23 protein-coding genes are annotated in these 26,645 nt (G+C 67.7%); 14 read left to right on the top strand and 9 right to left on the bottom strand.

Annotated features, from left to right (window positions below):
- Positions 1-19: 19 nt before the first annotated feature.
- Together BM172_RS21080 and BM172_RS21075 are read right to left on the bottom strand one after the other, a co-directional pair.
- Entirely contained in the window at positions 20-838 is an 819-nt protein-coding gene (locus tag BM172_RS21080; RefSeq protein WP_026634883.1) for an SDR family oxidoreductase, read from the bottom strand.
- 96 nt (positions 839-934) lie between these two features.
- Positions 935-1,537, bottom strand: coding sequence for an LON peptidase substrate-binding domain-containing protein (locus BM172_RS21075; RefSeq protein ID WP_026634884.1), 603 nt, complete (start codon positions 1,535-1,537; stop codon positions 935-937).
- Positions 1,538-1,624: 87 nt separating this feature from the next.
- Between BM172_RS21075 and BM172_RS21070 the strand changes: the two genes are divergently transcribed.
- On the top strand, positions 1,625-2,548 hold the full coding sequence (locus BM172_RS21070) for an ABC transporter ATP-binding protein (protein ID WP_051548579.1): 924 nt from the start codon (positions 1,625-1,627) through the stop codon (positions 2,546-2,548).
- Positions 2,545-3,957: a hypothetical protein gene (locus BM172_RS21065; protein ID WP_026634886.1), complete on the top strand. Its 1,413-nt coding sequence runs from the start codon at positions 2,545-2,547 to the stop codon at positions 3,955-3,957. The genes BM172_RS21070 and BM172_RS21065 overlap by 4 nt, the downstream gene beginning before the upstream one ends.
- A 14-nt stretch (positions 3,958-3,971) precedes the next feature.
- On the opposite strand, the gene mpl is transcribed toward BM172_RS21065, so the two are convergent.
- On the bottom strand, positions 3,972-5,333 hold the full coding sequence (mpl, locus tag BM172_RS21060) for a UDP-N-acetylmuramate:L-alanyl-gamma-D-glutamyl-meso-diaminopimelate ligase (RefSeq protein WP_026634887.1): 1,362 nt from the start codon (positions 5,331-5,333) through the stop codon (positions 3,972-3,974).
- A gap of 97 nt (positions 5,334-5,430) precedes the next feature.
- The gene (locus tag BM172_RS21055; protein ID WP_026634888.1) at positions 5,431-6,015 is read right to left on the bottom strand and encodes an adenylate kinase; all 585 of its coding nucleotides are present in this window, start codon (positions 6,013-6,015) and stop codon (positions 5,431-5,433) included.
- Between the two features lie 197 nt (positions 6,016-6,212).
- Here BM172_RS21055 and BM172_RS21050 point away from each other — a divergent pair, with 197 nt between their 5' ends.
- Entirely contained in the window at positions 6,213-7,484 is a 1,272-nt protein-coding gene (locus BM172_RS21050; RefSeq protein ID WP_026634889.1) for a 6-phosphofructokinase, read from the top strand.
- Here BM172_RS21050 and BM172_RS21045 read toward each other — a convergent pair.
- The gene (locus tag BM172_RS21045; RefSeq protein ID WP_231504184.1) at positions 7,474-8,193 is read right to left on the bottom strand and encodes an FMN-dependent NADH-azoreductase; all 720 of its coding nucleotides are present in this window, start codon (positions 8,191-8,193) and stop codon (positions 7,474-7,476) included. The genes BM172_RS21050 and BM172_RS21045 overlap by 11 nt on opposite strands.
- A 92-nt stretch (positions 8,194-8,285) precedes the next feature.
- Between BM172_RS21045 and gcvA the strand changes: the two genes are divergently transcribed.
- A complete protein-coding gene (gene gcvA / locus BM172_RS21040; protein ID WP_197022860.1) occupies positions 8,286-9,176 on the top strand; it encodes a transcriptional regulator GcvA in 891 nt (296 codons plus the stop codon).
- Between the two features lie 83 nt (positions 9,177-9,259).
- Here gcvA and BM172_RS21035 read toward each other — a convergent pair whose 3' ends face one another.
- Both BM172_RS21035 and BM172_RS21030 read right to left on the bottom strand, forming a co-directional pair.
- Complete coding sequence (locus BM172_RS21035) at positions 9,260-10,030, bottom strand: alpha/beta hydrolase (RefSeq protein WP_026634891.1); 771 nt, start codon at positions 10,028-10,030, stop codon at positions 9,260-9,262.
- On the bottom strand, positions 10,031-10,546 hold the full coding sequence (locus BM172_RS21030) for a hypothetical protein (protein WP_026634892.1): 516 nt from the start codon (positions 10,544-10,546) through the stop codon (positions 10,031-10,033).
- A 304-nt stretch (positions 10,547-10,850) separates the two neighbouring features.
- Between BM172_RS21030 and BM172_RS21025 the strand changes: the two genes are divergently transcribed.
- From BM172_RS21025 to ppa, 7 genes are all read left to right on the top strand, one after another.
- Positions 10,851-11,306: an RcnB family protein gene (locus BM172_RS21025; RefSeq protein WP_026634893.1), complete on the top strand. Its 456-nt coding sequence runs from the start codon at positions 10,851-10,853 to the stop codon at positions 11,304-11,306.
- 177 nt (positions 11,307-11,483) lie between these two features.
- Positions 11,484-13,535: a sodium-translocating pyrophosphatase gene (locus BM172_RS21020; protein WP_026634894.1), complete on the top strand. Its 2,052-nt coding sequence runs from the start codon at positions 11,484-11,486 to the stop codon at positions 13,533-13,535.
- Between the two features lie 433 nt (positions 13,536-13,968).
- Positions 13,969-17,091 carry a TonB-dependent receptor gene (locus tag BM172_RS21015; protein WP_026634895.1) on the top strand — a complete coding sequence of 1,041 codons (3,123 nt, stop codon included), beginning with the start codon at positions 13,969-13,971 and terminating at the stop codon, positions 17,089-17,091.
- Positions 17,092-17,336: 245 nt separating this feature from the next.
- Positions 17,337-18,878, top strand: coding sequence for a TIGR00341 family protein (locus BM172_RS21010; protein ID WP_177218854.1), 1,542 nt, complete (start codon positions 17,337-17,339; stop codon positions 18,876-18,878).
- An 82-nt stretch (positions 18,879-18,960) separates the two neighbouring features.
- Positions 18,961-21,048, top strand: a complete 2,088-nt coding sequence (locus BM172_RS21005) for a prolyl oligopeptidase family serine peptidase (protein ID WP_051548619.1) — start codon at positions 18,961-18,963, stop codon at positions 21,046-21,048.
- A 109-nt stretch (positions 21,049-21,157) separates the two neighbouring features.
- Positions 21,158-21,994: a 2OG-Fe(II) oxygenase gene (locus tag BM172_RS21000; RefSeq protein ID WP_026634897.1), complete on the top strand. Its 837-nt coding sequence runs from the start codon at positions 21,158-21,160 to the stop codon at positions 21,992-21,994.
- 115 nt (positions 21,995-22,109) lie between these two features.
- A complete protein-coding gene (gene ppa / locus BM172_RS20995) occupies positions 22,110-22,649 on the top strand; it encodes an inorganic diphosphatase (RefSeq protein WP_026634898.1) in 540 nt (179 codons plus the stop codon).
- Between the two features lie 181 nt (positions 22,650-22,830).
- Here ppa and BM172_RS20990 read toward each other — a convergent pair whose 3' ends face one another.
- Positions 22,831-23,622 carry an SDR family NAD(P)-dependent oxidoreductase gene (locus BM172_RS20990; protein WP_026634899.1) on the bottom strand — a complete coding sequence of 264 codons (792 nt, stop codon included), beginning with the start codon at positions 23,620-23,622 and terminating at the stop codon, positions 22,831-22,833.
- A 133-nt stretch (positions 23,623-23,755) separates the two neighbouring features.
- Here BM172_RS20990 and frmR point away from each other — a divergent pair, with 133 nt between their 5' ends.
- The 3 genes from frmR to BM172_RS20975 all read left to right on the top strand — a co-directional run bounded on the left by frmR (position 23,756) and on the right by BM172_RS20975 (position 26,034).
- A complete protein-coding gene (gene frmR, locus BM172_RS20985) occupies positions 23,756-24,031 on the top strand; it encodes a formaldehyde-responsive transcriptional repressor FrmR (RefSeq protein WP_026634900.1) in 276 nt (91 codons plus the stop codon).
- Between the two features lie 52 nt (positions 24,032-24,083).
- Positions 24,084-25,193: an S-(hydroxymethyl)glutathione dehydrogenase/class III alcohol dehydrogenase gene (locus BM172_RS20980; RefSeq protein WP_026634901.1), complete on the top strand. Its 1,110-nt coding sequence runs from the start codon at positions 24,084-24,086 to the stop codon at positions 25,191-25,193.
- Positions 25,194-25,290: 97 nt separating this feature from the next.
- Positions 25,291-26,034 (top strand): hypothetical protein, encoded by a 744-nt coding sequence (locus BM172_RS20975; RefSeq protein ID WP_026634902.1) that lies wholly within the window; start codon positions 25,291-25,293, stop codon positions 26,032-26,034.
- 4 nt (positions 26,035-26,038) lie between these two features.
- Here BM172_RS20975 and BM172_RS20970 read toward each other — a convergent pair whose 3' ends face one another.
- Positions 26,039-26,401: a glyoxalase superfamily protein gene (locus BM172_RS20970; RefSeq protein WP_026634903.1), complete on the bottom strand. Its 363-nt coding sequence runs from the start codon at positions 26,399-26,401 to the stop codon at positions 26,039-26,041.
- Positions 26,402-26,645: the final 244 nt, after the last annotated feature.

Below are 26,645 nucleotides of genomic sequence, written 5' to 3'. Positions count from 1 at the left end.
TCTTCAATCCAGAAACAGCTCAATCCAGGAATAAATCAGGCAACAGCGACTTCGACGGATCGACGGCGTAAGGCGCGAAGTCGCTGACGCCCGCTTCGCGCAGCACCTCTTCGTCGATCAGGAAGCGCCCATGGAAACCCGCCGCCGGCCGCACCAGCACCGCGTGCGCGGCGTCGGCGACGATCTCCGGCTTGCGGCAGCGTGGCACGTCCACGCCGGGAATCATGTTCAGCGCATCGGTGGCCACGATGGTGCGCGGCCACAGCGCATTCACCGCCACGCCCTGCGGGCCGAATTCGCCGGCCAGGCCCAGCGTGACGAAGCTCATGCCCATCTTGGCCAGCGTGTAGCCCGTATGCGGCGCCCACCACTTCGGATCCAGCGACGGCGGCGGCGCCAGCGTAAGGATGTGCGGGTTGGCGGATTTGAGCAGGTGCGGCAGGCAGGCCTGCGCGCACAGGAAGGAGCCGCGCGCATTGACCTGCTGCATCAGGTCGAAGCGCTTCATCGGGGTATCCAGCGCGCCGGCCAGCCAGATCGCGCTGGCGTTGTTGACCAGGATGTCGATGCCGCCGAAGGCCTCGACGGTGGCGGCGACCGCCGCCTTCACGTCGTCCTCTTCGCGGATGTCGCACTTGAGCGCCAGGCCCTTGCCGCCGGCTTCGTCGACCTGCGCCGCGGCGGTGTGGATGGTGCCGGGCAATTTGGGATTCGGCACGCTGCTCTTGGCCGCGATGGCGACATTGGCGCCGTCGCGCGCGGCACGCAGCGCGATGGCCAGGCCGATGCCGCGCGAGGCGCCGGTGATGAACAGGGTCTTGCCTTGCAGGCTGGCCATGGCGTTCCTTCCCGATGGAAAACACGAAGACCCGCAAGTGTAGGAGCCGCCGTCACACGCGCAAAGCGCGTGGAGGATCGGGCATGTTTCAAACGCTCAGGCTTTCTGGAAGCGGGGAAGCATGTGCTGCAGCTCGGCCAGCCGCCGCACCGGATCGGTCAATTCGAGCATGCGTTGATGCTCTTCCAGCTCCAGCGGCAGCAATTCGGCGAGGCGGAAACCCAGCCAGCTCGCGTCGTCGTAGTCGGCCGCGGTGGCATGGCGCCACTGTGGCGCCATGTGTTCGAGCAGGCGGCCCAGGATGGTCTGCAGCAGGGCGAATTCGACCGGCACCGTCGCCTGGCGTTCCACCGGCCAGTGCTCGACCTGGCCGGTGACCAGGCCGTCGGAGCGCACGCGCGTGCGCGTCACGCGGAAGCGCTGCTCGCCCTGCGCGACGATGCCGAGCAGGCCATCGTCGCCATGGCTGAAGTCGGTGATGCGCGCCATGGTGCCCACCGCGGCGGGCACCGCCGGCTCGCCCACCTCCAGGCCCTTCAGGATCAGGCATACGCCGAAGCCGCTGCCGCGGCGCGAGCAGTCGCGCACCATGTCCAGATAGCGCCGCTCGAACACGCGCAGCTGCAGGTGCCCGCCGGGGTAGAGCACGGTCGAGAGCGGGAACAGCGGCAGTTCGTCGGGAAGCGGCGTCACGGTCATGGGGCGGCAGTTTAGCCATGGCGATCACTGGACGGCGGCAGCCCGTCCACCGCACAGTGTTCCGACCTACGAGGAGTCTTAACTGGTATGTCCGCCGCCGAACTGCCGCTCACGCTGGTCGACCCCATCGCCCTGCCCGCCGCGCCGGTGCTGCATGTGCAAGGCCTGGTCAAATCCTTCGACAAGCGCGAGGTGCTGCGCGGCGTGGACTGGAGCGTGCCGGCCGGACGCGTGATCGGCCTGCTCGGCCGCAACGGCGCCGGCAAGACCACGCTGCTGCGCTGCCTGCTCGGGCTGTCGCCGATCGACGGCGGCCAGGTGCAGCTGCTCGGCGCGCCGATGACCGAGCCGGGCGGCGAGCGCATGCATCGTATCGGCTTCGTGCCGCAGACCTTCGACCTGTTTCCGTGGATGAAGGTGCGCGCGTACCTGGATTTCACCGCCGCGTTCTACGCGCGCTGGGACCACGCGCTCGCCGCCCGCCTGCTGCAGGGCTGGGAGCTGGATCCGAAGCAGAAGATCGGCCAGCTCTCGCAAGGCCAGCGGCAGAAACTGGCGATCGTGCGCGCGATCGCGCCGCAGCCGGACCTGCTGGTGCTGGACGAGCCCGTCGCCAGCCTCGACCCGCAGGCGCGGCGCGCGTTCATGACGGAGCTGCTGGAGCTGATGCGCCATCCCGGCAAGACGGTGATCTTCTCCACGCATATCACCGCCGACCTGGAGCGGGCGGGCGCCGACATCGCGCTGCTGCGCGACGGGCGCATCCAGTTCATGCGCCCGCTGGCGGAACTGCGCGAGCGCTTCGTGCGCGCCGTGTTGACGCGCGCCGAGGGCTGGGCCGAGGCGCCGGCGATGGCCGGGGCGCTGAAGGCGACGGTCGCCGGCAGCGAATTGCAGATGCTGCTGGAGGACGCCGATCCGGCCGTGCTGCGCGCACTGGCCGAGCAGGCCGGCGCCGAGCTGCGCGTCGAGACACCCACGCTCGAAGACCTGTTCGTGGAACTGGCATGAGGGCGGTCTGGCAACTGTGGCTGCAACTGTGGACGCGCCTGCCGGTGCTGGCGGTGCTGGCCATGCTGATGTGTCTGACCGGACTGGTGCTGGCCCTGATCGCGATGCTGGACGCGCGGGTGGCCTATGTCGGCATGGGCTTCGTCGCCTTCGCCTCGTGGTTCTGGCATATCGGCCTGGGCCAGGTGCTGCGCGGCGTGTGCCGGCCGGAGAGCTTCCTGCTCCCCGGCTTCCGCGCGCGGCTGGCCTGGCTGGGCGTGGCCGATGTCGCGCAATGGGTGCTGCTGCCGGGGGTGTTGCTGGTGCTGGCCGGGCCGCCGCATGGCGCCCTGATCGTCGCCGGCCTGGTCGTGGTCGCCGCGCTCGGCCTGGCGCTGGGATGCGGGCGCCGCGTGAGCCTGGCGATCTGGGCGGTGTTCATCGCGGCCGGCTGGATGCCGCGGCTCGCTTCGCAGGTGGTGACGGTGGCGTTGGCCTCGCCGTGGACCGCGCCCTTGCTGATGCTGTGCGCCGCCCTGCTGATCCGCTACGCGCTGGCGCCGCTGCTGCGCATCCAGGACGCCGACACGCCGACCTCGCCGCTGGAGAACGCCAGCATCGGCCGCAACAGCCAGTCGGCGCTGGACGACGCGCAGGCGCGGCGCGGTGCCTGGAATCGCTGGCTCGGCGAATTGTTCGACCGCGCCGCGCAGTACGCGCTGGAACGCAGCCTGCAGGCGTATCGCCGCCGTCCCAGCGCCGCTGGCCGGCTCGCGCTGGTGCGGCGCCTGCTGTTGCCGCACGACAATCCGCAGGCGCTGGCCCTGCGCCTGGTGCTGGTCGCGGGCATGGTGGTGATCTATTTCCTGGCGGTGATGCATCGCCAGCATTTCGATGCGGCGGTGGTCGGCGCCTATGCCGTCCTGCTCACCATGGCGCGCTTCCCGCAGCTGGGCCGCGGCATGTTGCGCATGCGGCCGAACCTGGCCGACCTGTACCTGACCCTGGCGCCGGCCACGCGCGGCGAATACCAGAAGATCATGGTCGACGCGCTGATGCTGCTGGTGCCGGTCAGCGTGCTGACCGCACTGGCCTACACCTTGCTGGGCAGCGTGCTCGCGCATGCGGCGGAGCCGGCGCGCATGCTGATCACCGCCGCGATCGTGGCCACCTCGGCCAGCCTGGTGGCGCTGGCGGTGCACCTGATCGGGCCGGAAGGCAGCTTCGGCCGCGGCGCGGTGAACCTGGTGCTGATCTTCGGCGCGATGGGCGCGTACTGGGGCGGCTATTGGATGCTCGGCGCGTTCGGCCTGGCCTGGGGCGCGCTGGCACTGGGCACGGTGACGATCAGTTTCGGCGGCGGCGTGTGGTATGCCGCGCAGCGCGAGTATCAGCGGCGGGCGCCGAGGTTCGACGCGCCGCTGGGCTGATATCGGTAGATCGATCAGCCGCGCAGGGCCTCGACGAAGCGGCGCGGCGCGTTCTCGAAACCGCCGTTGGACATGAACACCACGTGGTCGCCGGCGCGCGCCTGCGTGCGCAGCGCCGACACCAGCGCGTCCACTGTCGGCACGGCGGTGCCGCGGCCCTGCAGGGCGTCGGTGACGCGCTTGGCATCCCACGGCAGTTCGGGGCGATGCAGGAACACCACGCTGTCCGCAGCGGCCAGCGACGGCGCCAGCCCGTCGGCGTGCGCGCCCAGGCGCATCGAATTGGAGCGCGGTTCCAGCGCGACCAGGATGCGCGCCTGGCCGACCTTGGCGCGCAGGCCGGCCAGGGTGGTGGCGATCGCGGTGGGGTGGTGGGCGAAGTCGTCGTACACGCGCACACCCGCCACCTCGCCCACCACTTCCATACGCCGCTTGACGCTTTCAAACGTGGCGAAGGCCGGCAGCAGCGCACGCGGATCGGCGCCGGCCGCCGTGGCGGCCGCGAGTGCGGCGAGTGCGTTCATCACGCTGTGGTTGCCCAGCAGCGGCCAGCGCACTTCGCCGATCAGTTCGCCGCGGCGGCGCACGGCGAAGGCCGAGCCGTCCGCCTCGATCAGCTCGGCCTGCCAGTCGCCCTGCCCGATGCCGAAGCTCTCCACCGGCGTCCAGCAACCCATCGCCAGTACTTCGACAAGGCGCTCGTCGTGCGCGTTGACGATCAGGCGGCCGTTGCCCGGCACGGTGCGCACCAGGTGATGGAACTGGCGCTGGATCGCGGCCACGTCGGGGAAGATGTCCGCGTGGTCGTATTCCAGGTTATTGAGGATGGCGATGCGCGGGCGGTAGTGCACGAACTTGGAGCGCTTGTCGAAGAACGCGCTGTCGTATTCGTCCGCCTCGATCACGAACGGCTTGCCGCCGCCCAGCCGCGCGGAGATGCCGAAATTGCCCGGCACGCCGCCGACCAGGAAGCCCGGCGCCAGCCCCGCGCTTTCCAGCAGGTGCGCCAGCAGGCTGGTGGTGGTGGTCTTGCCGTGGGTGCCGGCGACGGCCAGCACTTCGCGCCCGGCCAGCAGCGTCTCGCCCAGCCACTGCGGGCCGGAGACGTAGCGCAGCTGTTGGTCGAGCATGTATTCGATGGCGGGATTGCCGCGCGTCATCGCATTGCCGACCACGATCAGATCGGGTTTCTCGCGCCCCTGCAGGTGCTCGGCGGTGTAGCCCTGCATCAGGGTGATGCCCAGCGCCTGCAGCTGGTCGCTCATCGGCGGATAGACGTTGGCGTCGGAGCCTTCGACCGGCAGGCCGAGTTCGCGCGCCAGCGCGGCGACGCCGCCCATGAAGGTGCCGCAGATGCCGAGGATGTGCAGACGCATGGAGAACCTGTCGAACGCGTGGCGCGGCGCGGGGCCGTCACGAAGAAGAGGAAAGCCGGATGAAGAACGGGCCGCTCGTGGCGGCCCGTGTGTCGGATCAGCCGTTGGCGGCGGCCGATTCCTGCGCGAGCGCACGCTTGACGCGTGCGGTGACTTCGTCGAGCTCGCCCACGCCGTCGACCACCTGCAGCTGGCCGCGCTTGGCGAAGAAGTCCGCCACCGGCGCGGTCTGCTCGGCGTAGACCTTCAGGCGGTCGCGCACCACGACGGGGTCGTCGTCCTTGCGGTGTTCGGCTTTGAAGCGGATCTCGACGCGGCCGATGATCACCTCGTCCGGCACATCCAGCTTGACCACGGCGTCCAGCGGCTGGCCGATCTTGGCCAGCAGGTGGCCGAGCGCTTCGGCCTGGGCCACGTTGCGCGGATAACCGTCGAGGATGAAGCCGTTCTTCACGTCGTCCTGCGACAGGCGCTCTTCCAGCATGGCCAGCAGGATGTCGTCGGAGACCAGCTTGCCCGCGTCCATCACCGCCTTGGCTTTCAGGCCGGTCGGCGTGCCGGCCGCCACGGCCGCGCGCAGCATGTCGCCGGTGGAAATGTGCGGCACGCCGAGTTCAACCTTGAGGCGCGCAGCCTGGGTACCTTTGCCCGAGCCGGGCGGGCCAAGAAGGACGAGTCGCATAGTGCTCCAAGGGTTCCGGGTTGCTGTGGCACGCTGCCGCCAGCCGTCGGAAAAAGAAAATTGACAGTCACGTTAACGTCTGTGGGGGGTGCCGTCAAACGAGATGGCGCGCCCATTTGCGCCAAGTCACTGTTGCAAAAGCATTCTCTACCCCACGTACGATTGCCGCACTGCACGATCATCCTAGGAGCCAGCCCATGAAGCGTTCGTCTCGATCCTCCTCCGGCCGTCTGCTCTACGCCCAGTCGGGCGGGGTCACCGCGGTGATCAATGCCACCGCCGCCGGCGTGATCGAGGCCGCCCGCGCCAAGGGCGTGCAGGTGTATGCCGCGCGCAACGGGATCCTCGGCGCGCTGCGCGAGGATCTGATCGATACCTCGAAGGAAACCGCGGCCGCCATCGCCGCCCTGCGCCACACGCCCGGCGGCGCTTTCGGTTCCTGCCGCTACAAGCTCAAGTCGCTGGAGGCCAACCGCGCCGAGTACGAGCGCCTGATCGAGGTGCTGCGCGCGCACGACATCCGCTGGTTCCTCTACAACGGCGGCAACGACTCGGCCGACACCGCGCTGAAGATCTCGCAGCTGGGCAAGGGCATGGGCTACGACATCCGCTGCATCGGCGTGCCCAAGACGGTGGACAACGACCTGGCCGTCACCGACTGCTGCCCCGGCTTCGGCTCGGTGGCGAAATACACCGCCGTCTCCGTGCTGGAGGCGAGCCTCGACGTGGCCTCGATGGCCGACACCTCGACCAAGGTGTTCATCCTGGAAGTGATGGGCCGCCACGCCGGCTGGATCGCCGCCGCCGCAGGCCTGGCCGGCGACAGCGCCGACGCGCCGCCGCACTTGATCCTGTTCCCCGAGCGCGTGTTCGACGAAGCGGCGTTCCTGGCCAAGGTGAAGGCCACGGTCGAACGCGTGGGCTGGTGCACGGTGGTGGCTTCGGAAGGCATCCGCAACGCCGAGGGCCAGTTCCTCGCCGAAGCCGGCGGGCGCGACGCCTTCGGCCATGCGCAGCTGGGCGGCGTGGCGCCGGTGCTGGCGGCGCTGGTGAAGGACAAGCTCGGCTACAAGTACCACTGGGCGTTGCCGGATTATCTGCAGCGTTCCGCCCGCCATCTCGCCTCCAAGACCGACGCCGACCAGGCCTACGCCGTGGGCAAGGCCGCGGTCGAGTACGCACTGGCCGGCCAGAACGCGGTGATGCCGGTGATCGTGCGCAGCGCGGATGCGCCGTATCGCTGGAAGATCGAATCCGCGCCGCTGTCGAAGATCGCCAATCGCGAAAAGAAAATGCCGGCCTCCTTCCTCACCCGCGACGGCTTCGGCATCACCGCCGCCGCGCGGCGCTACCTCGCCCCGCTGATCCAGGGCGAGGCGCCGCTGCCGTATGGCAAGGACGGTTTGCCGAAATATGTGCAGCTGAAGAATCTGGCGGTGGCCAGGCAGTTGCCCGCGTTCAAGCCGTGACGGGCGCCTGGCCGGCGCGCAACGCATGTTCGGCCAGCAGCGTATCCGCCAGCGCATCGACGGCCGCCTCCGCTGCATGCAGCGAGGCGGCCAGGCGCTCGCCGCCGAACTCGTCGTATTCCACCGCGACACAGCGCACGTCGGTGATGCCGATGTAGCCGAAGGCCGTGCGCACGGCCGGCTCGACGTGGTTCATCGCCTCGATGCGGCCACCCGGGCCGTAGCCGTAGTCGCCGCGCGAACCCAGCAGCACCAGCGTGCGCGGCCGTTCGTCCAGCAACGGCCAGTACGGTTCGCCGGCACGTGCACGGTCGAAGCCGAAGCTGCGGCCCACGCGCACGATGTTGTCGATATACGCCTTGAAGCCGCTCGGCACGCCGAAGTTGTACATGGGCACGCCGGCGACGATCAGGTCGGCGCCGATCAGTTCATCGATCAATGCATCGCTTTCAGCCAGGCGCTGGTGCATCCAGGGCAGGCGTGCCGGTTCCGGCGTGAAGGCGGCATGGATCCAGTCGCCGTCGACCGGCGCGGGCGGGCGCTGGCCGAGGTCGCGGTAGCGCACGACGTCGCCGGCACGGGCGGCGCGCCAGCGAGCGGCGAAGCGGGCGCTCAGGCGACGGGTGTGCGAGCCATGGGCATGCAGATCGGAACGGCCGCCGCGGGCGCTGGCGTCGAGGTGCAGCAAGGTGGTCATGGAAGTCCTCATGCATGAACTCCATTCACGTAATGGAGAATGAGGCGCATGCTATGGAGCCTTTATACGGCTGAAAAACGATGGTTTCTCATCCGATGCATGAAATGAATTCATCCGTGGCGCGGCGCCTGCCGCCGCTGGGCGCGCTGCGCGCCTTCGAGGCCGCCGCGCGGCATCAGAGCTTCCGGCTCGCCGCGGAGGAGCTGTCCGTCACCGCCACCGCGGTGAGTCACCAGATTCGCCTGTTGGAGCGCCTGCTCGGCGTGGCGTTGTTCGAGCGGCAGGTGCGCAAGGTCGTGCTGACCGCAGAAGGCCGCCTGCTGTTTCCCGCGCTGCGCGAAAGCTTCGACCTGATGGCGGCAGCGGTAGCGCCGCTGTTGCGGCCGAAGCGGCGGCGTATTCTGACGGTCTCCGCCACGCCGGCTTTTGTCGCGCGCCTGCTGGTGCCGCGGCTGGCTGCGTTCCAGTCTCGTCATCCCGAGCTTGATCTGCGCTTGCATGCGTCCACGCAACCGGTGGATTTCGCCGCGCAGCAGATCGATGCGGCGATCCGCTACGGCAAGGGCCCTTATCGCGACCTGCGCAATGAGCCGCTGCTGCATACGCATTTCGCGCCGATGTGCAGCCCGGCGTTGAAGCTGCGCACGCCCAAGGATCTCGCGCGCCATCCGTTGCTGCATTTCCAGTGGCAGCCGAGCTTTCGCGAACCGCCGGATTGGACGGCGTGGCGGCGCGCGGCGGGCCTGCGCACGCTCGACATCGCTCGCGGCGTGACCTTCAGCGACGAAACTCATGCGATCGATGCGGCGATCGCCGGCCAGGGCGTGGCGCTGCTCAACACGGCCCTGGTCGCCGACGAGCTGGCGCGCGGCACGCTGGTGCAGCCGTTCGGGCCGATGCTGGATGGGCTGGATTACCAGCTGGTGTATCCGCTGGCCACGGAGAACGATCCGGCGCTCGCGGCGCTGCGCGAATGGTTGGTCCATTTGGATTGAGTATTCGGGCCCGCAAAGCGCAGCTTCTTTAAATCAAATTGAGTTGAGCTGATTCTTCAAATCAAATTGACTTGAGTCGGACGCTAGGGAAGAAGAAAGCGCACGAGACTGCCGCGATACTCCAGATAGTCCTGGATGTCGTTATGCCCCGCCTCCGGCACCACCTGCTGCAGCGGCGGCGCGGGGAAGCTGGCGGCCAGCGCCGCGGTGTTTTCGGCCGGCATCAGCTGATCCTGCCCGGCGCGCACGATCAGCACCGGGCAATGCACCTGCGGCGCGTAGCGCCACGAATCGAAGCGGTCGCGCGCCATCCAGTCGATCGGAAACCAGGGATAGAAGCCTTGCGCGACGCGCACCAGGCTGTCGAACGGCGTCACCAGCGCCAGCCGCTCGACCGGCCGCCGCGCCGCCAGCTGCACTGCCACGCCGCTGCCCAGGCTGCGTCCCAGCACGGCAACGGACTGGTGATCCTTCGCCACGCGGTCGAACCAGGCCAGCGCATCGGCGACCAGGGCACGCTCGGTGGGCTCGCCTTCACTGGCGGCATAGCCGCGATAGGGCAACAAGTAGATCGTGCGTCCGGGAAACCACTGCGCCAGTGACTCGCGCGCATCCTCGACGCGCTCGCCGTTGCCGCCGAAATACAGCAGCGCGCGCGGCCTGCCGGGATTCACCACCCAGCCGCGCAGGGTGACGCCTGCGTTGACCAGCGCGATATCCGGCGCATGCGCCACGCGCCAGCTGAACTCGGGGTGGTAGAGCATGCCGCGCTGATTGAAGTACAGCACGGCCGCGGACGCCACGTAGAACAGCAGGGCCAGCGCAGCCATTGCGCCGATCGTGCGCCAGAACACTCAGCGATCCCTGCCCGCCGGGTCGACCCTTTCGATACGTGTCACTCGGCCTGCCTTCAAGGTGATGCGGATGGCCGGCTCGCTGGCGCGGGACGACAGCGCGTCCGGCAGCACCAGCTCGCCGCTGTACCACTCGGCGAACACCGGCTTGCCGGGCGCCACGCCGAACAGCTCCGGCAGCGTGGCGCGATGGCATTCGCCGACATAGACGGCGGCGTCGAGGCAAAGCCAGGTATCGATATCCACCAGGTAGAGGCGGTCGTCCTCCAGGCGCCAGCGACCGCTGTAGCCGCGCTCGTCGTCGCTCGCCGCGCGCAGCGGCGCCGGCATGAAGCGCGGCCGCTCGCGCCCGGCGTAGCGCTGGGCCAGCGGGTCGCTTTTCAGCTCATAGGTGCGGCCGTGCCATTCCAGGCGCTCGGGCGGCGGCAGCGCCTGCGCCGCGAGCGGCAGCAGCAGGCAGGACAGCGCCAGCCATCCCCTCGATCCACGCGCAAGCCTCGTCGCTGTCCGCCTCATGGAAACCAGCTTGCCACAAGGTCCTGCGAGCGCCTCTACACCTTTCGGCAAGGACCCGCGAGCCGCGTCACGCTTCGCGCGCCCGCTGCCGCCTGGCCTCCATCGATTTCGGGACCGCCGTCTGCGCCATCATCGCGGCGACGAAAACGTATTTAAATCAGCAACTTTTGTCCGAACCGAAGGCACCTTCGCGTGCCACTCGGGGCTGACCACCAGATGAAGACGATGTGACGGATAGGCCTCATCGTTCAGACGTAGCTTTCTACGATCTTTCCAACGACGACTCTTCGTCGGAGGAGCGCATATGAAGACCCGAAGCACTCAGTTCCTCGGCAAACTCTTCCTCACCCTCGGCCTGCTGCTGGCCGGCAGCAATGTCGCGCTGGCCGACAACGACCATGGCCGCGGACACGACCGCGGCGGCGACCGCCATGGGCACTACGACGGCGGCCGGGATCATCGCGACTGGGACCGCCGCGACCATCGTGACTGGGGCCGCCGCGACTGGGACCGCCACGATCACTGGCGCGGCCCGGACCGCGGCTGGCACGACGATCGCCGCTACTACGGCGGCGGCTACCGTCCGCACCATCGCTGGGCGCGCGGCGAGCGCTACTACGGCCCGGTCTATGTGGTGAACGACTACCGCTACTACCGCCTGCGCCCGCCGCCGTACGGCTACCACTGGGTGCGCGATGACGGTGGCTACCTGCTGGTCGCCGTGGGCACCGGCATCATCCTGGACATGGTGCTCAACTAAGCGGCGCTCGAAGTTGCGGAAGGATCCTAGTGAAGGCGGTGTCTACGGACACCGCCTTTTTTTGTGCGCCCTTGCGCATGCGTTGCGTCGCACAACATAAGCCCCGCCGACCTCTGCCTATACTCGCCGGACCCGCCCGCAAGGGGCGGCTACTACAACCGGGATGGGGAGGCTTCGATGCTGCAGCAGTATGGCTTGTGGATCGTGCTTGCATGTGCGGTCGTGGCGGTTCTGTATGGCGCGCTCTCGGTGCGCTGGGTCTTGGCGAAATCACCGGGCAACGAGCGCATGCAGGAGATCGCCGCGGCGATCCAGCAAGGTGCACGGGCCTACCTCAACCGGCAGTACGCCACCATTGGTGCGGTCGGCGTGGTGCTCTTCATTGTGATCGGGCTGGCCCTGGACTGGGGCACGGCGATCGGCTTCGCCATCGGTGCGGTGTTGTCCGGCGCCACCGGCTACATCGGCATGAACGTCTCGGTACGCGCCAACGTGCGCACCGCCGAGGCGGCGCGCAGCGGCCTGGCCGCCGCGCTGAATGTCGCGTTCCGCGGCGGCGCGATCACCGGCATGCTGGTGGTCGGCCTGGCCCTGCTCGGCGTGGCCGCGTACTACGCGGTGCTGCGCCATCTCGGCTACGAGAGCATGCATGCCCTGCACGCGCTGGTCGGCCTGGCCTTCGGCTCCTCGCTGATCTCGATCTTCGCGCGCCTGGGCGGCGGCATCTTCACCAAGGGCGCGGACGTCGGCGCCGACCTGGTCGGCAAGGTCGAAGCCGGCATCCCCGAGGACGATCCGCGCAACCCCGCGGTGATCGCCGACAACGTGGGCGACAACGTCGGCGACTGCGCTGGTATGGCGGCCGACCTGTTCGAGACCTACGCGGTGACCCTGATCGCCACCATGCTGCTCGGCGGCGTGATGGCCGAGCAGACCGGCTCCAACGGCGTGCTGTATCCGCTGCTGCTGGGCGGCGCCTCGATCATCGCCTCGGTGATCGGCACCTTCTTCGTGCGCTCGCGTCCGGGCGGCAAGATCATGAATGCGCTGTACGCCGGCGTGGCCGTTTCCGCGGTGCTCGCCGCGATCGCGTTCTGGCCGATCACCAGCCAGCTGATGAGCGAGTCCGCCTACGGCGTGGGCAAGCTCTACGGCTGCGCGCTGATCGGCCTGGCGCTCACCGGCGCGATGGTGGTGATCACCGAGTACTACACCGCGACCGAGTACGGCCCGGTGCGCCACGTGGCGCAATCCTCCACCACCGGCCATGCCACCAACATCATCGCGGGCATCGGCGTGTCGATGAAATCCACCGCGCTGCCGGTGCTGGCGGTGTGCGCGGCGATCTGGGGTGCGTTCGCGCTGGCCGGCCTGTACGGCATCGCCATCGCCGCCACGGCCATGCTGAGCATGACCGGCATGGTGGTGGCGCTGGACGCCTACGGCCCGATCACCGACAACGCCGGCGGCATCGCCGAGATGGCCGAGCTGCCGCCGGAAGTGCGCGGCGTCACCGACCCGCTCGACGCGGTGGGCAACACCACCAAGGCGGTGACCAAGGGCTATGCGATCGGCTCCGCCGGCCTGGCCGCGCTGGTGCTGTTCGCCGACTACACGCACAACCTCAGCCAGCACCTGGGCGTCAGCGACTTCCGCTTCGACCTGTCCAACCACTACGTGATCATCGGCCTGCTGATCGGCGGCCTGATCCCCTACCTGTTCGGCGCGATGGCGATGGAAGCGGTGGGCCGTGCGGCCGGCTCGGTGGTGGAAGAGGTGCGCCGCCAGTTCCGCGAGATCAAGGGCATCATGGAGGGCACCACCAAGCCGGACTACTCGCGCGCGGTGGACATGCTGACCAAGTCCGCGATCAAGGAAATGCTGGTGCCCTCGCTGCTGCCGGTGCTGGTGCCGGTGCTGGTGGTGTTCGGCTTCAAGTGGCTGGGCGGCACCGAGGCCGGCGCGCAGGCGCTGGGCGGCGTGCTGATCGGCACCATCGTCACCGGCCTGTTCGTGGCCATTTCGATGACCACCGGCGGCGGCGCCTGGGACAACGCCAAGAAGTACATCGAGGACGGCCACCACGGCGGCAAGGGCTCGGACGCGCACAAGGCCGCCGTCACCGGCGACACCGTGGGCGATCCCTACAAGGACACCGCGGGCCCCGCGGTGAATCCGCTGATCAAGATCATCAACATCGTGGCCCTGCTGCTCATTCCGCTGCTGTGAGCCCACTGCGTTTAGACGTCTAAATAGATCCATCGGCACGAAAAAGCGGCCCGCGAGGGCCGCTTTTTTCTTTGCCCGTCACATTCGCGCAAGCAGACAGCAAGCCCGGCGTAAGTTCCAGCGAACGCCGGGCCCCGCCGTGCGGCACCGCATGTCGATGTAACTCGTTGACGTGAAACCACTGTGAAAAATACCTAGACGTTTTTTGTTACGAGCCTGTTGACGATTTCGTAAGAACTGCCTTAGAAGCGCTGTAGGCCGGAAGTCATCCGGCCAGGGGGAAAACGCAATCCCGACGCGCATTTCTGGTTCCTGGGGAGGAACCGGAGCAGGTTCTTGCGGCCTGTCGCCGCCCGGGGGCGTCCCTCATTACACCGCTCGGCATCCCACAAGCCGCGCCTTTCGAATCTTTCTCCTGGGGGAGTCTGTTGTAATGACCATCACGACCTTCAAGGCGTCGCGTTCTCTGCGTTATTCCGCGCTGACGCTCGCCATGGGCCTCGCGTTCGCCAGCACCGGCGCACTCGCGCAGTCCAATACCACCGGCTCGATCTTCGGCCAGGTAGCCGCCAAGCAGGGCAGCACCGTCGTCATCGAGAACACCGAGACCGGCTTCAGCCGCACCACCACCGTGGACGACAGCGGCCGCTATCGCTTCTCCACCCTGCCGGTGGGCAAGTACAAGGTGACGCTGCAGAACAACGGCAGCGCCGTCAGCACCCGCGACAACATCGTGGTGGCGATCTCCAGCGGTACCGAGGTGTCCTTCGGCGCGGCCGTCGCAGGCAATGACGCGAAGAACCTCGAGGGCGTCTCGGTGGTGGCCTCCGCGCTGCCGGCGATCGACGTGTCCTCGGTCGACACGCGCACCGTGCTCACCTCCGAGCAGCTCAACAAGCTGCCGATCGCGCGCAGCGTCGGCGCCGCCGCCCTGCTCGCGCCGGGCGTGGTGGAGAACTCCAGCTACAGCACCACCGGCTTCGGCAATATCCCGAGCTTCGGCGGCGCGGCTTCGTCGGAGAACGCGTACTACATCAACGGCTATGCCGTGACCAACCCGCTGCAGTCGCTGGGCGCCACCACCCTGCCGTTCGACGCGATCGACCAGGAGCAGGTGCTCACCGGCGGCTACGGCGCCGAGTTCGGCCGTTCCACCGGCGGCGTGATCAACATCGTCACCAAGCGCGGCTCCAACCAGTGGAAGGGCGGCGTCTACGCCATCCTGCGCCCGGAAGCGCTGCGCGCCAATCCGCGCAACAACTACTTCCCGAACACCGGCTACTACGGCCCGAATACCGCGCTGCACACCGACGGCTCTCTGTACTGGTACCGCAACAAGAACCAGTACTCCTATAACACCTATGGCGCCTATGCCAGCGGCCCGCTGATCAAGGACAAGCTGTTCTTCTACGTCGACGGCGAGATGACCAAGCAGGACGGCACGTCCGTCGCGTCGTTCTCCAACTCGTCCAGCTCCACCGCCAAGACCGGTTGGAACGACTACACCTACAAGATGCCGCGCTGGACCGCGAAGATCGACTGGAACATCACGGACAGCAACATCCTGGAGTTCACTGGCGTCCAGGACAACATCGTCTATGACTCCAGCCGCTACGCCTTCAACTACAACGACTACTCGCACGGCGAGGTCAAGAACGGCGGTGTGCACCAGAAGGACAGCAGCCGTCTGTACATCGCCAAGTACACCAGCTACATCACCGACGACCTGACCGTGTCGGCGCTGGTCGGCAAGCAGAACCTCGAACATCTGCAGCAGCCGTTCGGCTATGACCCGAGCTGTCCGTACATCTCCTCCTCGGCGACCGTGCAGGCCCCGGGCCTGACCTACGGCGCCTGCCAGCAGGGCGCGGTGTCCTCGCTGCTGATCCCGGGCGCCAACGACAAGACCCACGGCTGGCGCCTGGACGTCGAGTACCGCCTCGGCGATCACACCCTGCGTGCCGGTTACGACGCGCAGACGGCCGAGTCGCTCACCGGTTCGGCCTATCCCGGCGGCTACGCCTGGGTGTACGGCTGGCAGACCGACCCGAACATCGGCATCGACGCCAGCCATGGCGTGGCCTCGCCCGCCTCGGCCGGCGGCCTCGGTGCCCAGGGCTACTTCGTCTCGCGCGCCTACAACACGCAGAACGCGAAGGTGAAGACCGAGCAGCAGGCGCAGTTCATCGAAGACCGCTGGCAGATCACCGACCGCTGGCTGCTCTCGCTGGGCCTGCGCAACGAGCAGTTCTCCAACTACAACGGCGACGGCAAGCCCTACGCCCGCCAGCGCCACCAGCTGGCCCCGCGCATCGGTGCGGCCTGGGACGTGTTCGGCGATTCCTCGCTGAAGCTGTTCGCCAACGCCGGTCGCTACCACCTGGCGATGCCGAACAACGTCGCGGTGCGCGGCGCCTCCGGCTCGCTGATCACCAACGAGTACTTCACCTACACCGGCGTCGATGCCAAGACCGGCGCGCCGACCGGCCTCACCCCGGTCGCGGTGGATCGCAGCAAGGGCTATGCCTGCGGCAACACCAATGCCATCTCCAGCAACCTGGAATGCGGCGAGGCGCCGGATCCGCGCACTGTGGCGGCCAAGGGCCTGAAGTCGCATTACCAGGACGAGTACATCGCCGGCCTGGAGCAGCAGATCAGCCCGACCTATAACTGGGGCGCCAAGCTGACCTACCGCAAGCTGCGCAGCGCGATCGACGACACCTGCGCCCCGGCGCTGGGCGGCTCCTGCTTCCTGTTCAACCCGGGCACCACCAACACCTTCCTGCAGGAACAGGCCGACGGCAGCTTCAAGTCCGTCACCTACACCCGCGAGCAGCTGGGCCTGCCGGAGCTGAAGCGCAAGTACTACGCGCTGGACCTGTTCCTGGAACATCCGTTCGCCGACAAGTGGTACGGCCGCGTCGACTACACGTTCTCGCGCAACTACGGCAACACCGAAGGCCAGCTGGCCTCCGACCTGGATACCGGCAACGGCGGCCAGGCCGACGTGTCGACCACCCAGGACTGGGACCTGCCGCAGCTGATGGTCGGCTCCAACGGCCTGCTGCCGAACAACCGCAAGCACCAGATCAAGGCGTTCGGCTACTTCCAGGCCACCGAGGAATGGCGTTTCGGCGCGTCGCTGATCGCCGCCTCGGGCCGTCCGAAGAACTGCACCAGCCACTACCCGACGGCCGACAAGGGCCTGTACAGCGGCGCGGCCTACTGGTTCTGCGGCCTGTCCGGTTCGGGCACGGCGCCGGGCAGCACCGGCTACAAGCCGGCGGCGTCCGACTACGCCTTCTCGCCCCGCGGCTCGCACGGCTCGGCCCCGTGGACCTACCAGCTGAACCTCAACGTGGCCTACCAGCCGGCCTGGCTGAAGGACCTGACGCTGCAGCTGGACGTGATCAACGTGCTGAACCGCCAGGTGGCCACGGCCTACAACTATCGCTACGAGACCAGCGCACGCAACACGCCGAACCAGCTGTACCTGCGTGAGCTGAACGTGTCCGACCCGCGCTACTTCCGCATCACCGCGCGCTACGACTTCTAAGCCAAGGCATTACACAACAACCGAGCCCGGCGTCCGGAACGACGCCGAGGCTTCGGGTCTCCCCGAGTGCCGCCGGTCTGTACCGGCGGTTTTTTTTTGCGCGAGGGAAATACCGGAAATGTCTGGTAGTGGGTGAGACGGCGCAGGGATGAAGTAGCCGGCTGCGTCGAGCACGCGGGCTGGGTGACCGCGCCGCTGCCGCCGCAACCCATAATGCCCACGCCCCGAAGCCGAGAGACATGCCCATGCTCAACGCCATCCGCCGCTGGCTGAAACGCCAGGCCGCCACCGTCGACCGCACCGCCATCGCCACCGACATCGACGACAACGGCGAACTCGAAGGCAGCTACCTCTTCATGTGCACCATGGCCTCCGGCATCGCCACCATCGGCCTGCTGTGCAACTCGGTGTCGGTGATCATCGGCGCGATGCTGGTGTCGCCGCTGATGGGGCCGATCGTGCGTCTTGGCCTGGGCATCGCCACGCTGGATATCCGGCGCGTGTTCCGCGCCCTGGGCACGCTGCTGGCCGGCATGGGGCTGGCCCTACTGGTGGCGATCCTGATCGTGCGCCTGTCGCCGCTGCGCACGCCGACGCCGGAAATCCTCGCGCGCACCACGCCGAACCTGTTCGACATGATCGCCGCCACGCTGTCCGGCCTGGCCGGCGGCTATGCGATGGTCCGCCAGCGCGGCGGCACCATCGTCGGCGTGGCGATCGCCACGGCGCTGATGCCGCCGATGGCGGTGGTCGGCTTCGGGATCGCGGTGGCGCAATGGCGCATCTCGCAGGGCGCGCTGCTGCTGTTCGCCACCAATTTCGCCACCATCGCGCTCAGCGCCACCTTGATCTGCACCTGGTACGGCTTCAGCGGGCGCGGCACCCGCGCCGCGGTGGCCTGGCAGATGCTGGTCGGCTTTGCCGTGATGCTGCCGCTGGGCTGGCCGCTGGCGCATGCGCTGGGCGACATCGCGCGCCAGGCCCGCCTGCTGGGCACCGTGCGCAACACCCTGACCGCCACGCTCAGCGCGCAGAGCGTGCGCGTGCTCGACCTGCAGCTGGACGACGAGCAGCGCGCCGTCGAGATCACCTTCGCCGCACAGCATTACGACGGCGCGGACGACCAGCGCCTGCGCAAGGCATTCGCAAGTGCACTTCCGGCCGGCCTGGAACTGCATCTGTCGCCGGTGATCATGGCCGACCCGACCCGTACCGAACTGTCGCGCTCGGCGCTCAGCGCCGGCATCAATCCCATGACGCCGGCCGCCGGTGCCATCGACGCAGCCACCGAAGCGGCGGCGAACTTTCCGCTGCCCTTGCTGAGTTCGCAGATCGACGCGGCGGCGCGCCGCCTTACCCTCGCCGTCGCACCCGGCGCCGATGCCTCGCTGGGCTCGCTCAAGCAGATGGAAGACACCCTGGCCACCCGTCTCGCCGGTTGGCAGGTGCGCATCGTGCCGCCACCCCGCCCGCTGCCGCCCGTCCTGTTTCCGCGCGGCTCGGCCGGACTGGGCGAGGCCCAGCTGGCCACCCTGGGCCTGATCGACTGGGCCACGCAGCGCTGGAACGCGCGCCGGCTGCTGGTGGAAGGACGCGCCAGCTCCGACGGCCATGGCACGCCGGAGTTGGCCGCGCAACGGGCCGACGCCGTGCGCGACTGGTTGGAAAAGCATGGTTTGCAGGCCACCGTCGGCAGCAGCTATCCCCTGCCTGACCAGGCGCAAGCCGAGGCCCGGCAAGGCATCGAGTCGTTCCGCAGCGTCTTCGTGCAGGTGCTCGGCCAGTGACGGGGCTCGCGCGAACTGCTTGAATGGCCGGACCGTGTCCCCCAAGGAACTCCCGGTGAAGAAGTTCTCCTTGTCCCTGCTGATGGCCCTTTCCATGACCGGCATGACCCACGCAGCCACGCTTCCCGCTCCGGCCTCGCCCGACCCCAACCTGTGGCTGGAAGACATCGACGGCGCGAAACAGCTCGACTGGGTGCGCCAGCACAACGCCGACACGGTGAAGAAATACGCGGACACGCCCGGGTTCAGGCAGCTCGACGCGCGCATCCTCGAAGTGCTCGATTCCAATGCGCGCATCCCGTTCGTCAACAAGATCGGCGACCACTACTACAACTTCTGGCGCGACAAGGAACACCCGCGCGGCCTGTGGCGGCGCACCTCGCCCGCGAGCTACGCGAGCGAGCAGCCCACCTGGGAAACGGTGCTCGACCTCGACGCGCTGTCCGCGGCCGAGAAAGAGAACTGGGTGTGGCACGGCGTCGACTGCCTCAAGCCCGCCAACCGGCGCTGCCTGCTGATGCTGTCGCGCGGCGGCGCCGACGCCGACGTGGTGCGCGAGTTCGACCTGGCCTCGAAGCAGTTCGTCAAGGACGGCTTCGTGCTGCCCGAGGCCAAGACGCAGGCTACCTGGAAGGACCAGGACACGCTCTACGTGGCCACCGACTTCGGTCCCGGCTCGATGACCGCGTCCAGCTATCCGCGCATCGTCAAGGAATGGAAGCGCGGCACGCCGCTGTCCGCCGCGGCCACCGTGTATGAAGGCAGGCACGAGGACATGAGCGTGTCCGCCGAGCGCGATCACACGCCTGGCTTCGAGCGCGACTTCGTGCATCGCCAGCTGGCCTTCTACGACAGCGAGACCTTCCTGCGCGGCAAGGACGGCAAGCTGGTCCGCATCGACGTGCCCAGCGACGCCAGCACCGACGTGCAGCGCGAATGGCTGCTGATCACCCCGCGCAGCGACTGGACGCTGGGCGGCAGGACCTACAAGTCCGGTTCGCTGCTCGCGGCAAAGTTCGACGACTACATGGCCGGCAAGTACCAGGACGGCAAGCAGCCGCTGACGGTGCTGTTCGAGCCCACCGACACCACCGCGCTGGACGCCCATTCGTGGACGCGCCACCACCTGATCCTCAACGTGATGGACAACGTGGTGAACCGCCTGGAAGTGCTGACCCCGCAGGCGGGAGCATGGAAGCGCGAAAGCCTGGGCGGCGCGCCGGAACTCTCCACCATCGCCGCCTCCGGCATCGATGCGGACGACAGCGACGATTACTTCCTCACGGTGACCGGTTTCCTGCAGCCGACCACGCTGTATGCCGGCACGCTGGACAAGGGCGAGCCGCGCGCGATCAAGCACAGCCCGGCCTTCTTCGACGCCTCGAAGTATCGGGTCAGCCAGCATTTCGCCGTGTCCAAGGACGGCACGCGCGTGCCTTACTTCGAGATCGCCGCGAAGGACCTGCAGGCCAACGGCAAGAACCCCACCCTGCAGTACGGCTACGGCGGCTTCGAGATCTCGCTGCAGCCGGCCTACAGCGGCGGCGTGGGCCGCGCCTGGCTGGAAAGGGGCGGCGTGTACGTGATCGCCAATATCCGCGGCGGCGGCGAATACGGTCCGCGCTGGCACAAGGCCGCGCTGAAGGCCAACCGGCTGCGGGCGTACGAAGACTTCGCCGCGGTCTCGCAGGACCTGTTCAAGCGCGGCATCACCTCGCCGGCACACTTGGGCGCGATGGGCGGCAGCAACGGCGGCCTGCTGATGGGCAACATGCTCACGCTGTATCCACAGCTGTACGGCGCCGTGGTCAGCCAGGTCGCGCTGCTGGACATGCAGCGCTACACGCATTTGTCCGCCGGCGCCTCGTGGATGGCCGAGTACGGCGATCCGGACAAGCCGGAGGAATGGGCCTGGATCAAGACCTTCTCGCCCTATACCAATGCCAGGGCCGGCCAGAAGTACCCGCCGGTGCTGTTCACCACCTCCACCCGCGACGACCGCGTCGGCCCGGTGCATGCGCGCAAGATGTACGCGAAGCTGGCCGGGCTAGGCTATGACACGGCCTTCTATGAAAACATCGAGGGCGGCCATGGCGCGGCGGCGGACAACAAGCAGTCGGCCTTCATGAGTGCGCTGGGCTATACGTATCTGTGGGAACACCTGAAGTAGGTTGGGGTGAGCCGAAGGCAAACCCCAACGGACCTCGCAAGGCAGGCGCCACGTTGGGGTTCGCTGCGCTCACCCCAACCTACTCCACCGTCCCGGACGGCCGATTCGCATGAAATCCTTCCACAAGATCCGCCCCGAACTGCGCGACTGGATCCTCGCCACCGCCCGCGGCGGCCATACGCCGCTGGAAGTGGTCAAGCTGATGCAGGAAGCCGGCTACGACCAGCAGCAATGCCATCGCGCCGTGTCCGAAGTGCTCGGCGTGCCGCTGGCCGCGCTCAACGCGACGATCCCGCGCGCAGGCGCCAGGCGCACCACCCATCCGGCGGCGCCTTCGAGCGTGGCGGATGGCCATGCGGTACGCGTCAGCGCCAGCCTCGACAGTCCGGTGGTGCGCGTGCTGGACGGGCTGCTCACTGATGATGAGTGCGGCGACCTGATCGCCCTGGCCTCGCCGCGCCTGGCCCGTTCGCTGACCGTGGATGACAAAGGGCGCCACCAGACCGACGAACGCCGCACCAGCAACGGCATGTTCTTCAGCCTCGGCGAGACGCCGCTGATCGAACGCATCGAGCGGCGCATCGCCAGGCTGGTGGATCTGCCGGTGGAACACGGCGAAGGCCTGCAGGTGCTGCACTACCAGCCGGGCCAGGAATACGAACCGCATTTCGACTGGTTCGATCCCACCCAGCCGGGCTTCAATGCGGTGACCGCGCGCGGCGGCCAGCGCATCGCCAGCATCGTGATGTACCTCAATACGCCCAAGGAAGGCGGCGGCACCGGCTTTCCGGCCGCCGGCCTCATCGTCACCGCGCTGCGCGGTTCGGCCGTCTATTTCGCCTACGACACCGGCGACCAGAGCTCGCTGCACGCCGGCCTGCCCGTGCTCCGCGGCGAAAAATGGATTGCCACCAAGTGGTTGCGCGAGCGTCCCTACCAGCGCTGAGGCCGCTGCGGCAATGACGCGGCCCTGAATCCACGGCCCTCGCCTGCTGCGGCGCAGCAGCCTTTGCCGTATGCTTGGAAGCTTTCCCCAAGCCATTCCACGCATAGGAACCACCATGGGTCTGCATCTCGTCTCCGCCGGCCGCGACGTGCCGAACGAAATCAACGTCATCATCGAAATCCCGAAGGATTCCGAGCCGGTCAAGTACGAGGTGGAGAAGGAAAGCGGCGCGATCTTCGTCGACCGCATCCTGTCCACGCCGATGCGCTACCCCTGCAACTACGGCTACGTGCCGGGCACCCTGGGCGGCGACGGCGACCCGCTGGACGCGCTGGTGATCCTGCCGCTGCCGCTGGTGCCGGGCTCGGTGATCCGCTGCCATCCGGTCGGCATGCTGAAGATGACCGACGAAGCCGGCGCCGACGAGAAGCTGGTGGTGGTGCCGGTGGCCAAGATCTTCAACGGCTACTCGCACATCAAGGACATCAAGGAAGTCTCCGGCCACTGGCTGGAGCGCATCGGCCACTTCTTCGAGCACTACAAGGACCTGGAGAAGGGCAAGTGGGTGAAGCTTGAGGGTTGGGGCGGCGCCGAGGACGCGAAGGCGGAGATCGTCAACGGTATCGAGCGGTATAAGGCGGAGAAGAAGGGCTGAGTTCTGGTCTTCTCGGCGTTACGAAGAAGCCCCGCACTGCGGGGCTTTTTTTTTGGCCGGGCAGGTTGAAGCTCCGCTCAGCGGGATTCGACGCTGCGCTCCGCCCGGCCCCTCACCCCAACCCTCTCTCCCACGGGGACTACCTTCGGGTCGCCCGGAGGGGAGAGGGGGTAGGTGGTCGCTAGATCGTGTCGACGACGCCACCATCCACCCGCAACGACGCGCCCGTGGTCGCCGATGCCTGCGCCGAACAGGTGTACACCACCATGTTCGCTACCTCTTCCGTGCTGGCGATGCGCTGGATGATCGAGCTGGAGCGGTGGGCGCGCACGAATTCGTCGCCGATCTGCTCGTAGCTCTTGCCTTCGCGCTCGGCCTGCTCGCGCACCATGTCCTTGAAACCGTCCGAGAGCGTCGGCCCCGGCAGCACGCTGTTGACGGTGACGCCGCTGCCCGCCGCCACTTTGGCCAGGCCGCGCGCGATCGACAACTGCGCGGTCTTGGTAAAGCCGTACTGCACCATGTCCACCGGGATGTTGAGGCCGGACTCCGACGAGATGAACACCACGCGGCCCCAGCCGCGCTCGATCATGCCGCGCATGTAATGCCGCGCCATGCGTACGCCGGACATCACATTGGTCTGGAAGTAGCGCTCCCATTCCGCGTCGTCGATCTCGAAGAACGGCCTCAGGCCGAAGATGCCGGCGTTGTTGACCAGGATGTCGACGCCGGGCACGGCGGCGGTCAGGGCCCTGGCGCCGGCGGCCGTCGACAGGTCCGCCGCGGCACCTTCCACGTTGGCGCCATGCAATTGCTTGCGAAGCTGCTCGACCACCTTCTGCACGGTGTCCGGATGGCGGCCGTTGATCACCACATTGGCGCCCGCCTGGGCCAGGCCGGTGGCGATGGCCAGGCCGATGCCGGCGGTGGAAGCGGTGACCAGGGCGTTCTTGCCGGAAAGATCGATATGCATGCGCTTACCTCTCGGGATGGGGCCAGGCGGGAACGCGCCATGGTGACGCAGCCGGCGTTGCGGCAAGGTGACATTGACCGTCGGGCCGGGCCCTCGGATACTCTACCCCAGTATAGAAACCGGCGAGCCCCGCATGCCGCATTCCCCCCATGAGAAAAAGCGCGTCCTCGGCCGCGTGCGCCGCATCCGCGGCCAGCTCGAAGCGCTGGAGCGCGCGCTGGAAGCCGGCGCCGACTGCGCCCCGGTGATGCAGCAGATCGCCGCCGTGCGCGGCGCGGTCAACGGCCTGATGGCCGAGGTGATGGAGGCGCACATCCGCGAGGAATTCGGCGCGCCCGCCCCGTCCGACCAGCGCCGCGCCGAGCGCGTGCGCGAAATGACCGAGCTGGTCCGCTCTTATCTGAAGTAGGCGGGCCGCGCGTCCGCCGTTCCCTTTCTTGTCGCCTGCTGGAGAGCTGTCCATGAAATCACGCGCCGCCGTCGCCTTCGGGCCGGGCAAGCCGCTGGAAATCGTCGAGATCGACGTCGCACCGCCACGCAAGGGCGAAGTGCTGGTCCGCATCACCCACACCGGCGTCTGCCATACCGACGCCTTCACGCTGTCCGGCGACGATCCGGAAGGCATCTTCCCCGCGGTGCTCGGCCATGAAGGCGGCGGCATCGTGGTCGAGGTGGGCGAAGGCGTCAGCAGCGTGAAGCCGGGCGACCACGTCATTCCGCTGTACACGGCCGAATGCCGCCAGTGCAAATTCTGCCTGTCCGGCAAGACCAACCTGTGCCAGGCCGTGCGCGCCACCCAGGGCAAGGGCCTGATGCCGGACGGCAGCACGCGCTTTTCCTACAACGGCGAGCCGGTCTACCACTACATGGGCACCAGCACCTTCAGCGAATACACCGTGGTGCCGGAGATCTCGCTGGCCGTAGTCAATCCGCAGGCGCCGCTGGAAAAAGTCTGCCTGCTCGGCTGCGGCGTCACCACCGGCATCGGCGCCGTGCACAACACGGCCAAGGTGAAACCCGGCGACACCGTGGCGGTATTCGGCCTGGGCGGCATCGGCCTGGCGGTGATCCAGGGCGCGGTGCAGGCCAAGGCGGGGCGCATCATCGGCGTCGACACCAACCCGGGCAAGTTCGCCCTGGCCCGCGAGATGGGCGCCACCGACTGCGTGAATCCGCGGGATCACGCCAGGCCGATCCAGGAAGTGATCGTCGAGATGACCGACGGCGGCGTCGACTTCAGCTTCGAATGCATCGGCAATGTCGAAGTGATGCGCGCCGCGCTGGAGTGCTGCCACAAGGGTTGGGGCGAGAGCGTGATCATCGGCGTGGCCGGCGCCGGCCAGGAGATCCGCACGCGTCCCTTCCAGCTGGTCACCGGCCGCGTGTGGCGCGGCAGCGCGTTCGGCGGCGTAAAGGGCCGCACCCAGCTGCCGGGCATGGTGGAGCAGGCGATGCAGGGCGAGATCCGGCTCGATCCGTTCATCACGCACAACTTGCCGCTGGAGCGCATCAATGAAGCGTTCGAGCTGATGCACGAGGGCAAGTCGATCCGCACGGTGATCCATTTCTGAGAACTTCGCCGTCTTCTGACACGGCAGCCATCACGTTTCACAGTCGGGCGGGGCCACAGCATCGTGGTCCCGCCCTTTTCATTCCAGGAGTTCCGCGATGTCGCGCTTCCCGATGACTTCAGGCAGCCAGCGTTTCCTCACGATCTATTCCGGCGTGCTCACCGCCGTGTTCGCCGTCACCATGCTCAGCGGCTTCGTCGATGCGCCGAAGAAACTTTCGGTCGAACAGCTCGACGTCCAGCGCATCAACCTACGCGAACCGGACGGCACGCTGCGCCTGGTCGTCTCCAATACCGACAAGGCTCCGGGCATCTACATCAAGAACAAGGAATACCCGCATCCCAGCCGCAAGACCGCCGGCATGATCTTCCTCAACGACGAAGGCACCGAGAACGGCGGCCTGATCTTCGGCGGCGAGAAGAGCGCCGACGGTACCAAGCAGAGCTATGGCCACCTGTCCTTCGACGCCTACGAGCAGGACCAGACCCTGACCCTGGACGCCAGCCAGGACGGCGACGCGCACAGCAACCGCATCACCCTGATCGACCAGCCGCCCTTCCCCATCCTCGAACTGATCCAGCTGCTGGAGCAGATCAAGAATCTGCCGCCGGAAGAACAGACCAGGCGCATCGAAGCGTTCTACGCCTCGCACGGCGGCAAGCCGAAGACGCGCATGTCGATGGGCCGCGGCCAGGACGGCACGGTCGGGCTGGGCATGATGGATGCGCAGGGCCGCCCGCGCCTGCTGCTGATGGTGGCCGCGGATGGCACGCCCAAAGTGCAGACGCTGGACGAGAACGGCAAGGTGACCGGCGAGCTGCCCGTCGCTGCCGCACACTGACGCGCTACGGCTGGGCGTAGAAGATCAGGCGATTGCCGAACGGGTCGTGCGCGGCCAGCTCGCGCAGGCCCCACGGCATGGTCTCGACGCCGGGGCGGCCGTAGCGGTAGTTCTTCGCGCTCAGCTCGGCATGCAGTGCATCGATATCGTCGATCGCGATGCGCACCACGGCACCGGGACTGGCGTCGCCGTGGTGTTCCGACAGATGCAGCGCGCAGTCGCCGCGCGATACCTGCGTGTACAGCGGCGTGCCCGGTTCGAACCGATGCTCCCAATCCACCGCGAAGCCGAGGAAGCCCATGTAGAACTCGTGCGCCTTGGCGATATCGAACATGCGCAGGACGGGAATGACGGGGCCGAGCTTCATGGGCGGCGTCTCGCATATAGGCGGAGGCGCCATCGTACGCTCAGCATGAGGGTACGGGCGGAGCAGTGCACATCACTCTTGCGCTCCGCTCGTACCCCTCATTCCAACCCTCTCCCGGAGGGGGAGGGGCTCCGCGTGGCGGCACGCCCAAACGCTGCGGTCATTCCTCAATCTTCAAGGTGGAACCCTTCTCCCCCCGGGAGAAGGTGGCGGCAGCCGGATGAGGGTGCGGGCGGAGCGGTGC

It is taken from the genome of Dyella marensis (genome assembly GCF_900112865.1).
In the GTDB taxonomy this organism is placed as follows: domain Bacteria; phylum Pseudomonadota; class Gammaproteobacteria; order Xanthomonadales; family Rhodanobacteraceae; genus Dyella_D; species Dyella_D marensis_A.
Note: the sequence above shows the minus strand (reverse complement) of the source record. Positions and strands in the feature narration are given on the sequence as shown.

What these genes read in the sequence shown, in the direction of transcription:
- BM172_RS21055 (WP_026634888.1), bottom strand. Translation starts at nt 6,015, where the DNA reads ATGCGACTCGTCCTTCTTGGCCCGCCCGGCTCGGGCAAAGGTACCCAG.
- gcvA (WP_197022860.1), top strand. Translation starts at nt 8,286, where the DNA reads ATGAATTCATCCGTGGCGCGGCGCCTGCCGCCGCTGGGCGCGCTGCGC.
- BM172_RS21030 (WP_026634892.1), bottom strand. Translation starts at nt 10,546, where the DNA reads ATGAGGCGGACAGCGACGAGGCTTGCGCGTGGATCGAGGGGATGGCTG.
- BM172_RS21050 (WP_026634889.1), top strand. Translation starts at nt 6,213, where the DNA reads ATGAAGCGTTCGTCTCGATCCTCCTCCGGCCGTCTGCTCTACGCCCAG.
- mpl (WP_026634887.1), bottom strand. Translation starts at nt 5,333, where the DNA reads ATGCGTCTGCACATCCTCGGCATCTGCGGCACCTTCATGGGCGGCGTC.
- BM172_RS21010 (WP_177218854.1), top strand. Translation starts at nt 17,337, where the DNA reads ATGCTCAACGCCATCCGCCGCTGGCTGAAACGCCAGGCCGCCACCGTC.
- frmR (WP_026634900.1), top strand. Translation starts at nt 23,756, where the DNA reads ATGCCGCATTCCCCCCATGAGAAAAAGCGCGTCCTCGGCCGCGTGCGC.
- ppa (WP_026634898.1), top strand. Translation starts at nt 22,110, where the DNA reads ATGGGTCTGCATCTCGTCTCCGCCGGCCGCGACGTGCCGAACGAAATC.
- BM172_RS20970 (WP_026634903.1), bottom strand. Translation starts at nt 26,401, where the DNA reads ATGAAGCTCGGCCCCGTCATTCCCGTCCTGCGCATGTTCGATATCGCC.
- BM172_RS21000 (WP_026634897.1), top strand. Translation starts at nt 21,158, where the DNA reads ATGAAATCCTTCCACAAGATCCGCCCCGAACTGCGCGACTGGATCCTC.
- BM172_RS21015 (WP_026634895.1), top strand. Translation starts at nt 13,969, where the DNA reads ATGACCATCACGACCTTCAAGGCGTCGCGTTCTCTGCGTTATTCCGCG.
- BM172_RS21065 (WP_026634886.1), top strand. Translation starts at nt 2,545, where the DNA reads ATGAGGGCGGTCTGGCAACTGTGGCTGCAACTGTGGACGCGCCTGCCG.
- BM172_RS20980 (WP_026634901.1), top strand. Translation starts at nt 24,084, where the DNA reads ATGAAATCACGCGCCGCCGTCGCCTTCGGGCCGGGCAAGCCGCTGGAA.
- BM172_RS21025 (WP_026634893.1), top strand. Translation starts at nt 10,851, where the DNA reads ATGAAGACCCGAAGCACTCAGTTCCTCGGCAAACTCTTCCTCACCCTC.
- BM172_RS21075 (WP_026634884.1), bottom strand. Translation starts at nt 1,537, where the DNA reads ATGACCGTGACGCCGCTTCCCGACGAACTGCCGCTGTTCCCGCTCTCG.
- BM172_RS20990 (WP_026634899.1), bottom strand. Translation starts at nt 23,622, where the DNA reads ATGCATATCGATCTTTCCGGCAAGAACGCCCTGGTCACCGCTTCCACC.
- BM172_RS21080 (WP_026634883.1), bottom strand. Translation starts at nt 838, where the DNA reads ATGGCCAGCCTGCAAGGCAAGACCCTGTTCATCACCGGCGCCTCGCGC.
- BM172_RS21070 (WP_051548579.1), top strand. Translation starts at nt 1,625, where the DNA reads ATGTCCGCCGCCGAACTGCCGCTCACGCTGGTCGACCCCATCGCCCTG.
- BM172_RS21005 (WP_051548619.1), top strand. Translation starts at nt 18,961, where the DNA reads ATGGCCCTTTCCATGACCGGCATGACCCACGCAGCCACGCTTCCCGCT.
- BM172_RS21020 (WP_026634894.1), top strand. Translation starts at nt 11,484, where the DNA reads ATGCTGCAGCAGTATGGCTTGTGGATCGTGCTTGCATGTGCGGTCGTG.
- BM172_RS20975 (WP_026634902.1), top strand. Translation starts at nt 25,291, where the DNA reads ATGTCGCGCTTCCCGATGACTTCAGGCAGCCAGCGTTTCCTCACGATC.
- BM172_RS21045 (WP_231504184.1), bottom strand. Translation starts at nt 8,193, where the DNA reads ATGAGGACTTCCATGACCACCTTGCTGCACCTCGACGCCAGCGCCCGC.